The following is an 8,276-nucleotide window of genomic DNA, read 5'->3' on the forward strand; positions in this document are numbered from 1 at the left end:
ACGCCGGTGCCGGCGCCCTGCCGGGGCTCGGGCACCGGCGTTTTCGCTGCCCTGGGGGACTGCGCACGGCGTGACGTGACCCCTTTGACGCGCCCTTGACTTGACCATGAACTGTCATGAGTCTGGCGTCTGTTCTCTTCTGCGGTGAACAGCCGCTTCTGCGGTTCACCACAGCTTCTGCGGTACTCACCTGCTTCTGCGGTACACAACTGCAAGGGGGGCTCATGAGACGAAGAGCGAGATCGATCCTCGCGGCCACGGCACTCATTCTGGGCGGACTGGGAGGAGCGGGACTGACACCCGCCGCCCAGGCGGAGAGCGGCGGTGCACCCCGGTCGGACTCCGATCCGGTCAAGGTGTTCCGGGCCGAGGTCACGAAGGAGCAGGTGCCCCTGCTCCTCGCGGCCGGGCAGGACGGGCACGAACTCGGTGAACAGGCCCCCGAGAAGGGGAAGGCCGAGGTTGAGGTCTACCTCACCGACAAGCAGGCGAAACAGCTGGAGAAGAAGGGCGTCGAGCTCACCGAGCACACGCTCTCCGCCAAGGCGCGAGCGCGCGTGGCGGCCGCGGGCGACGGCGTGTTCCGCCCCTACAGCGGCAAGGGCAATCTCCAGGAGGAGATCGTCAGGACGGGCCAGGAGCACCCCGGCCTGACCAAGGTCGTCTCCATCGGCAAGACCCTCCAGGGCAAGGACATCCTCGCGGTCAAGCTCACCAAGGGCGCCCGTACGACCAGGGACGGTTCGAAGCCGTCCGTGCTCTACATGTCCAACCAGCACGCCCGCGAGTGGATCACCCCCGAGATGACCCGCCGCCTGATGCACTACTACTTGGACAACTACTCCAAGGACAAGCGCATCAAGAAGATCGTCGACTCCACGGAGATGTGGTTCGTCCTGTCGGCGAACCCCGACGGGTACGACTGGACGTTCAACCCCGCCGGCGACCGCCAGTGGCGCAAGAACATGCGGGACGTGAACGGCGACGGCGCGATCACCGCGGGCGACGGCGTCGACCTCAACCGCAACTTCGCCTACAAGTGGGGCTACGACGACGAGGGTTCGTCCCCGAGCCCCGCCAGTGAGACCTACCGCGGCGCGAGCCCCGGCTCCGAGCCCGAGACGAAGGCCCTCGACGCCTTCGAGAAGCGCATCGGCTTCCGGTACGCCATCAACTACCACTCCGCGGCCGAGCTGCTGCTCTACGGGGTGGGCTGGCAGGTGGCCACACCGACGCCGGACGACGTGCTCTACAAGGCGCTCGCCGGGACCCCCGAGCACTCCGCGATCCCCGGCTACCACCCGCAGGTCTCCTCCGAGCTGTACACCACCAACGGCGAGGCCGACGGGCACGCGGGCAACGTCAACGGCACCGGGATGTTCACCCCCGAGATGAGCGAGTGCCAGACCGCGTCGGCCGTCGACCCGGACGACCAGTGGCGCCCCGAGGACTGCGAGTCGGTCTTCACCTTCCCGGACGACGAGAAGCTGATCCAGCAGGAGTTCACGAAGAACATCCCGTTCGCGCTCTCCGTGGCCGAGACCGCGGCGCACCCGGACCAGCCGTCGTCCTCGGTCGGTCTCGACGCCGCCGACTTCACCCCGGCCGCCTTCAGCACCTCGTACGCGCGCGGCGCCGACCAGGAGGTCTCCGTGACCGCCCGCAAGTCGGTGCGCGACAAGGAGCTCAACTACCGCGTGGACGGCGGCCGTACGCACGACGAGGACCTGCGCGCCTGGAAGGGCGGCGAGACCTACGGCGGCGACGACAACCTCCACTTCGACGCGTACCGCGCGAAGACCGAGGACGCGGATCCGGGCGACAAGGTCGAGGTCTGGTTCACCGGACGCACGAAGTCCGGGAAGCGCACCTCCAGCGAGCACTTCACGTACACCGTGGCCGAGCGCCCCAGGGCCGACACCCTCGTCGTCGCCGAGAACGACGCCACGGGACAGCAGAGCAAGGCATACGTGGACGCGCTGAAGGCCAACGGCCGTACCCCGCTCGTGTGGAACGTCGCCACCCAGGGTGCCCCGGACGCACTCGCGGTCCTCGACCACTTCAGGACGGTCGTCCACTACACGGGCGCCGACCGCCCCGGCCTCACCACCCAGCTCGCCCTGCGCGACTACCTCAACGAGGGCGGCAAGCTGATCGAGGCCGGTGAGCAGGCGGGCGGCTCCGTCGCCATCGGCGACACCACCACGAACGACTTCAGCCAGTATTACCTGGGCGCGTACTCGCGTACGTCGACACCGGGAGCCACGAAGTTCGCCGGATCCGGCGTGCTCACCGGCGCTGCCGCCGGCCTCGGGGACGCCCCCGGCAACCCGCTGAACACCGCCGCGACCTACCAGGCCACCTCCGACGTGCTGGCCAAGGCCGACTATCCGCAGTTCACGAGCGCGGGCGCCGGTGAGTACGCGGGCACGCCCAACCCCTACAGCCCGTTCGAGGGCAGCTCCATGGCCGCCGCCGTGCACACGGACGACGGCTGGAAGCGGCTGACCCGCACCGTCGACCTCACCGGGGTCTCCGCCGCCGACAAGCCGTCCCTGAAGTTCCAGCTCCTGTGGGACACCGAGCCCGGCTACGACCACGCGGTACTGGAGGCGCACACAGCGGGCGCCGACGACTGGACGACGCTGCCCGAGGCCGGGGGCGCCACGACGAACGCCGTCCCCGCCGAGTGCGAGGCCGGATTCCTGATCAAGGAGCACCCGGCGCTCAAGCGCTACCTGACGCCCGGCTCCGCGGGCTGCACGGCCACCGGCACCTCCGGCTCCTGGAACAGCCTCACGGGCGCCTCGGACGGCTGGCAGCCGGTGACCTTCGACCTGAGCGCCTACGCCGGAAAGACGGTCGAGGTCTCGCTCAGCTACATCACCGACCCCGGCAGCGGCGGCCACGGCGTCCTCGCCGACAACGCGTCCGTCGTCACCGGCGGCACCGCGAAGGAGACCGAGGGCTTCGAGTCGTCGTTCGGCGCCTGGAAGGTCGCGGGCCCGCCCCCGGGCAGCCCCGTCGTCACCAAGGACTGGGCCCGTGCGGGTGAACTGTTCAAGACGTACGGAGCCGTCAGCACCAAGGACACCGTGCTCCTCGGATTCGGTCTCGAACACGTCGCCACGGCGGCCGAGCGCAGCGTGCTCCTGGGGAAGGCGCTGGACTCCCTGAAGGGCTGAGAAACGCCGAGCAGAAAACCGGACGAAATGCCCCGCTCACTTTTCGCGAAAAGCGCCAGATGAGCGGGAATCCCGGCGGTCCGTACCCCTACTGGGCGGTACGGGCCGCCGGGCCGCACAAGGGCCCACTCAATGTCACTCAGAGGCCTTCGGAGAGGTAGGGTCGGAGGCGGTCGGGGACATCCCATACAACTCGCCGGCGTCTAAAACCGGCGTACCAACGAGGAGATCGGTTCGTGACGATCCGCGTAGGCATCAACGGCTTTGGCCGCATCGGGCGTAACTACTTCCGCGCGCTGCTTGAGCAGGGTGCAGACATCGAGATCGTGGCTGTCAACGACCTCGGTGACACCGCGACCACCGCACACCTTCTGAAGTACGACACGATCCTCGGCCGCCTCAAGGCCGAGGTCACGCACACCGCCGACACCATCACCGTCGACGGCCACACCATCAAGGTCCTTTCCGAGCGCAACCCCGCCGACATCCCGTGGGGCGACCTCGGTGTCGACATCGTCATCGAGTCGACCGGCATCTTCACGAAGAAGGCCGACGCCGAGAAGCACATCGCCGGCGGCGCCAAGAAGGTCCTCATCTCGGCTCCGGCCAAGGACGAGGACATCACCATCGTGATGGGCGTCAACCAGGACCAGTACAACCCGGCGACGGACCACGTCATCTCGAACGCGTCCTGCACCACCAACTGTGTGGCGCCGATGGCCAAGGTTCTCGACGAGAACTTCGGCATCGTCAAGGGCCTGATGACCACGGTCCACGCGTACACGAACGACCAGCGCATCCTGGACTTCCCGCACTCGGACCTGCGCCGCGCCCGTGCCGCCGCCGAGAACATCATTCCCACCACCACCGGCGCCGCCAAGGCGACCGCCCTGGTCCTCCCGCAGCTCAAGGGCAAGCTCGACGGCATCGCGATGCGCGTCCCGGTCCCGACCGGCTCCGCCACCGACCTGGTCGTCACCCTGGCGCGCGAGACCACCAAGGACGAGGTCAACGCCGCGTTCAAGAAGGCGTCCGAGGACGGCGACCTCAAGGGCTACCTCGCCTACACCGAGGACCCGATCGTCTCCTCCGACATCGTCGGTGACCCGGCGTCCTGCACCTTCGACTCCTCCCTGACCATGGTCCAGGAAGGTAACTCGGTGAAGATCCTCGGCTGGTACGACAACGAGTGGGGCTACTCCAACCGTCTCGTCGACCTCACGGTGTTCGTCGGCGGCCAGCTCTAAATCCAGAGCAGACATCTCGATGTGAGCACAGGGTCCGGACCGCGCAACGCCGCGCCGTCCGGGCCCTGTTGTGCGTCAGCCCACCCAAGAAGTCCAGGAGTCCAGCCATGAAGACGATCGACGAACTGCTCGCCGAAGGGGTCGAGGGCAAGCGGGTCTTCGTCCGCGCCGACCTCAACGTGCCTCTCGCCGACGGCCAGATCACCGACGACGGCCGCATCCGCGCCGTCCTGCCCACCGTCAAGGCCCTGGCCGACGCGGGCGCCAAGGTGATCGTCGCCTCCCACCTGGGCCGCCCCAAGGGTGCCCCGGACCCGGCGTTCTCGCTGCTGCCGGCCGCCGAGCGCCTCGCCGAGCTCCTCGGCAAGCCGGTCGCGTTCGCCCAGGACACCGTCGGCCCCGCCGCCCACGACGCCGTGGACGGTCTGGAGCCCGGCCAGGTCGCCGTCATCGAGAACCTCCGCTTCAACGCCGGCGAGACGTCGAAGGACGACACCGAGCGCGGCGAGTTCGCCGACCAGCTGGCCGCCCTGGCCGATGTCTACGTGGGCGACGGCTTCGGCGCCGTGCACCGCAAGCACGCCTCGGTGTACGACCTGCCGGCCCGCCTGCCGCACTACGCCGGCTACCTCATCGCCACCGAGGTCGGCGTCCTGAAGAAGCTCACCGACGAGGTCAAGCGGCCGTACGTCGTCGCGCTCGGCGGGGCCAAGGTCTCCGACAAGCTCGCCGTCATCGACCAGCTGCTCGGCAAGGCCGACCGCCTGCTCATCGGCGGCGGCATGGCCTACACCTTCCTCAAGGCCCAGGGCCACGAGGTCGGCATCTCCCTCCTCCAGGAGGACCAGATCCCGGTCGTCAAGGAGTACATCCAGCGCGCCAAGGACAAGGGCGTCGAGCTGGTGCTCCCCGTGGACGTGCTGGTCTCGCCGGACTTCCCCGACCTCAAGACCAAGGCCCCGGCCAACCCCACCACCGTCGCCGCGGACGCCATCCCGGCCGACGAGGAGGGTCTCGACATCGGTCCGGAGACCCGCAAGCTGTACGCATCGAAGCTCGCCGACGCCTCGACCGTCTTCTGGAACGGCCCGATGGGCGTCTTCGAGCACCCCGACTACGCCGAGGGCACCAAGGCGGTCGCCCAGGCGCTCCTCGACTCCCCGGCCTTCACGGTCGTCGGCGGCGGCGACTCAGCCGCGGCCGTCCGGCTCCTTGGCTTCGACGAGAATGCATTCGGCCACATCTCGACCGGCGGCGGCGCCTCCCTCGAATACCTTGAGGGCAAGACGCTCCCCGGCCTTGCCGCACTGGAGGACTGACCTCAATGACCACCCGCACGCCGCTGATGGCGGGCAACTGGAAGATGAACCTCAACCACCTCGAGGCCATCGCCCACGTCCAGAAGCTCGCCTTCGCGCTGGCCGACAAGGACTACGACGCCGTCGAGGTCGCGGTCCTGCCGCCCTTCACCGACCTGCGCTCCGTACAGACCCTGGTCGACGGCGACAAGCTCAAGATCAAGTACGGCGCCCAGGACATCTCGGCCCACGACTCCGGTGCCTACACCGGTGAGATCTCGGGCCCGATGCTCTCCAAGCTCAAGTGCACGTACGTGGCGGTCGGCCACTCCGAGCGCCGGCAGTACCACGACGAGACCGACGAGGTCTGCAACGCCAAGGTGAAGGCTGCCTTCAAGCACGGCCTGACCCCGATCCTGTGCGTCGGCGAGGAGCTCCACGTCCGCGAGGCGGGCGAGCACGTCGCGCACACGCTGTCGCAGGTCGAGGGCGGCCTCAAGGACATCCCGGCCGAGCAGGCCGAGAGCATCGTGATCGCGTACGAGCCGGTCTGGGCGATCGGCACCGGCAAGGTCTGCGGCGCCGACGACGCCCAGGAGGTCTGCGGGGCGATCCGTGGCAAGCTCGCCGAGCTGTACTCCCAGGAGCTGGCCGACAAGGTCCGCATCCAGTACGGCGGCTCGGTGAAGTCCGGGAACGTCGCGGAGATCATGTCGAAGCCCGACGTCGACGGCGCCCTCGTCGGCGGCGCGGCGCTCGACGCCGAGGAGTTCGTCAAGATCATCCGGTTCCGCGACCAGTGAGACGCGCCCCTGCGGCGAACGAACAGGTTGCGAGTATGCGGTAGCGGCGTTACGTCGTACCCTTGCGGGGGCCGGGTGGCTTTCCACCGGGCCCCCGCAGCACGTATAAGTCGCAGTACAGATTTACCTCGCAGTACGTATTAGTCCGAGAGAATTGCCAGGAAGTAGGGACCAGCCGTGGTTATGGGGTTCTCGATCGCCCTGATCGTCTTCAGCCTGCTGCTGATGCTCCTTGTGCTGATGCACAAGGGAAAGGGTGGCGGTCTCTCCGACATGTTCGGTGGCGGCATGCAGTCCTCCGTCGGCGGCTCGTCGGTCGCCGAGCGCAACCTGGACCGCATCACCATCGTGCTCGCTCTGCTGTGGTTCGCGTGCATTGTCGTGCTCGGCCTGCTCATGAAGGTCAACAACTGACGCCGTCACACCTGCACATCGCGCACATAAGGCCCCATGTTCGGTACGCGCCCTCCGGCGCGGCCTATCATGGGGCTTGCGTCTAGGGGCGGGGATGTAACTCCAATCACTGGACGCGCGTTGGGCCTTACGTAGACTGAGGCGCCCGCGGCGGAGCGAGACGCCGAGACGCTCCGCGGCACCATCACGCAGGGAGTTACGACCGTGGCAAGTGGCAACGCGATCCGAGGAAGTCGGGTCGGGGCGGGGCCGATGGGCGAGGCCGAGCGCGGCGAGTCCGCGCCGCGTCTGCGCATCTCCTTCTGGTGCTCCAACGGGCACGAGACGCAGCCGAGCTTCGCCTCCGACGCGCAGGTGCCGGAGACTTGGGACTGTCCGCGCTGCGGCTTCCCTGCCGGACAGGACCGGGACAACCCGCCGGACCCCCCGCGCACCGAGCCCTACAAGACGCATCTCGCGTACGTCCGCGAGCGGCGCAGCGACGCGGACGGCGAGGCGATCCTCGCGGAGGCGCTCGCCAAACTGCGGGGCGAGATCTAGGACTTGAGCACCGGCCGGACACACCCAAGTGTCCGGCCGGACTCGTTCGGCCGTAGCGGTCCGGACAGACGCCGTATACCGGGCCCTGATCAATTAGGTTGGTCAAGCAGCGGGGCAAGGTACGTACTCAGGTACGAGAGAAGGCTGAAGTCCGAGATGAACGCAAATGAGGGCCGCGCGAGGCTCAATCAGATGCCCGAGTGGACGGCGCTCGCCAAGCACCGGGAAGAACTCGGAGACGTGCAGCTGCGTGAGCTGTTCGCCGCCGATCCTGCGCGCGGCTCCGACTACACGCTCCAGGTCGGCGACCTGCACGTCGACTACTCCAAGCACCTGGTCACTGACGAGACGCTGCGCCTGCTGCGCGAGCTCGCCGCCGCGACCGACGTGTTCGGTCTGCGGGACGCCATGTTCCGCGGCGAGAAGATCAACACGACGGAGGACCGGGCCGTTCTGCACACGGCGCTGCGGGCTCCGCGCGGCGCGGTGATCGAGGTCGACGGCGTCGATGTCGTCCCGCAGGTGCATGCGGTCCTGGACAAGATGGCCGTCTTCGCGGACAAGGTCCGTTCGGGCGAGTGGACGGGTCACACCGGCAAGCGCATCAAGAACGTCGTGAATGTCGGCATCGGCGGCTCCGACCTCGGTCCGGCGATGGCGTACGAGGTGCTTCGCTCCTTCGCGGACCGGGACTTGACGGTCCGTTTCGTGTCGAACGTGGACGGCGCGGACCTGCACGAGGCCGTGCGTGATCTCGATCCGGCCGAGACGCTGTTCATCATCGCTTCG

Annotated in this window: 7 protein-coding genes; all 7 read left to right on the top strand. The window is 68.1% G+C overall.

What is annotated here, in order from left to right:
• The first annotated feature begins 224 nt into the window (after positions 1–224).
• Entirely contained in the window at positions 225–3,185 is a 2,961-nt protein-coding gene (locus tag AC07EJ_RS07370; RefSeq protein WP_478883917.1) for a M14 family metallopeptidase, read from the top strand.
• A gap of 236 nt (positions 3,186–3,421) precedes the next feature.
• Complete coding sequence (gene gap / locus AC07EJ_RS07375; RefSeq protein WP_362905718.1) at positions 3,422–4,432, top strand: type I glyceraldehyde-3-phosphate dehydrogenase; 1,011 nt, start codon at positions 3,422–3,424, stop codon at positions 4,430–4,432.
• A gap of 107 nt (positions 4,433–4,539) precedes the next feature.
• Positions 4,540–5,751, top strand: a complete 1,212-nt coding sequence (locus AC07EJ_RS07380; RefSeq protein WP_389475344.1) for a phosphoglycerate kinase — start codon at positions 4,540–4,542, stop codon at positions 5,749–5,751.
• 5 nt (positions 5,752–5,756) lie between these two features.
• The gene (tpiA, locus tag AC07EJ_RS07385) at positions 5,757–6,533 is read left to right on the top strand and encodes a triose-phosphate isomerase (protein WP_478883918.1); all 777 of its coding nucleotides are present in this window, start codon (positions 5,757–5,759) and stop codon (positions 6,531–6,533) included.
• Positions 6,534–6,716: 183 nt separating this feature from the next.
• The gene (secG, locus tag AC07EJ_RS07390) at positions 6,717–6,947 is read left to right on the top strand and encodes a preprotein translocase subunit SecG (protein WP_362905724.1); all 231 of its coding nucleotides are present in this window, start codon (positions 6,717–6,719) and stop codon (positions 6,945–6,947) included.
• 204 nt (positions 6,948–7,151) lie between these two features.
• Positions 7,152–7,487: an RNA polymerase-binding protein RbpA gene (locus AC07EJ_RS07395; RefSeq protein WP_003976875.1), complete on the top strand. Its 336-nt coding sequence runs from the start codon at positions 7,152–7,154 to the stop codon at positions 7,485–7,487.
• A 156-nt stretch (positions 7,488–7,643) separates the two neighbouring features.
• Positions 7,644–8,276 (top strand): glucose-6-phosphate isomerase (locus tag AC07EJ_RS07400; protein ID WP_478883919.1); only part of this gene is annotated, 633 nt, incomplete at its 3' end.

The sequence above is a fragment of the Streptomyces sp. NPDC045026 genome, assembly GCF_056432625.1.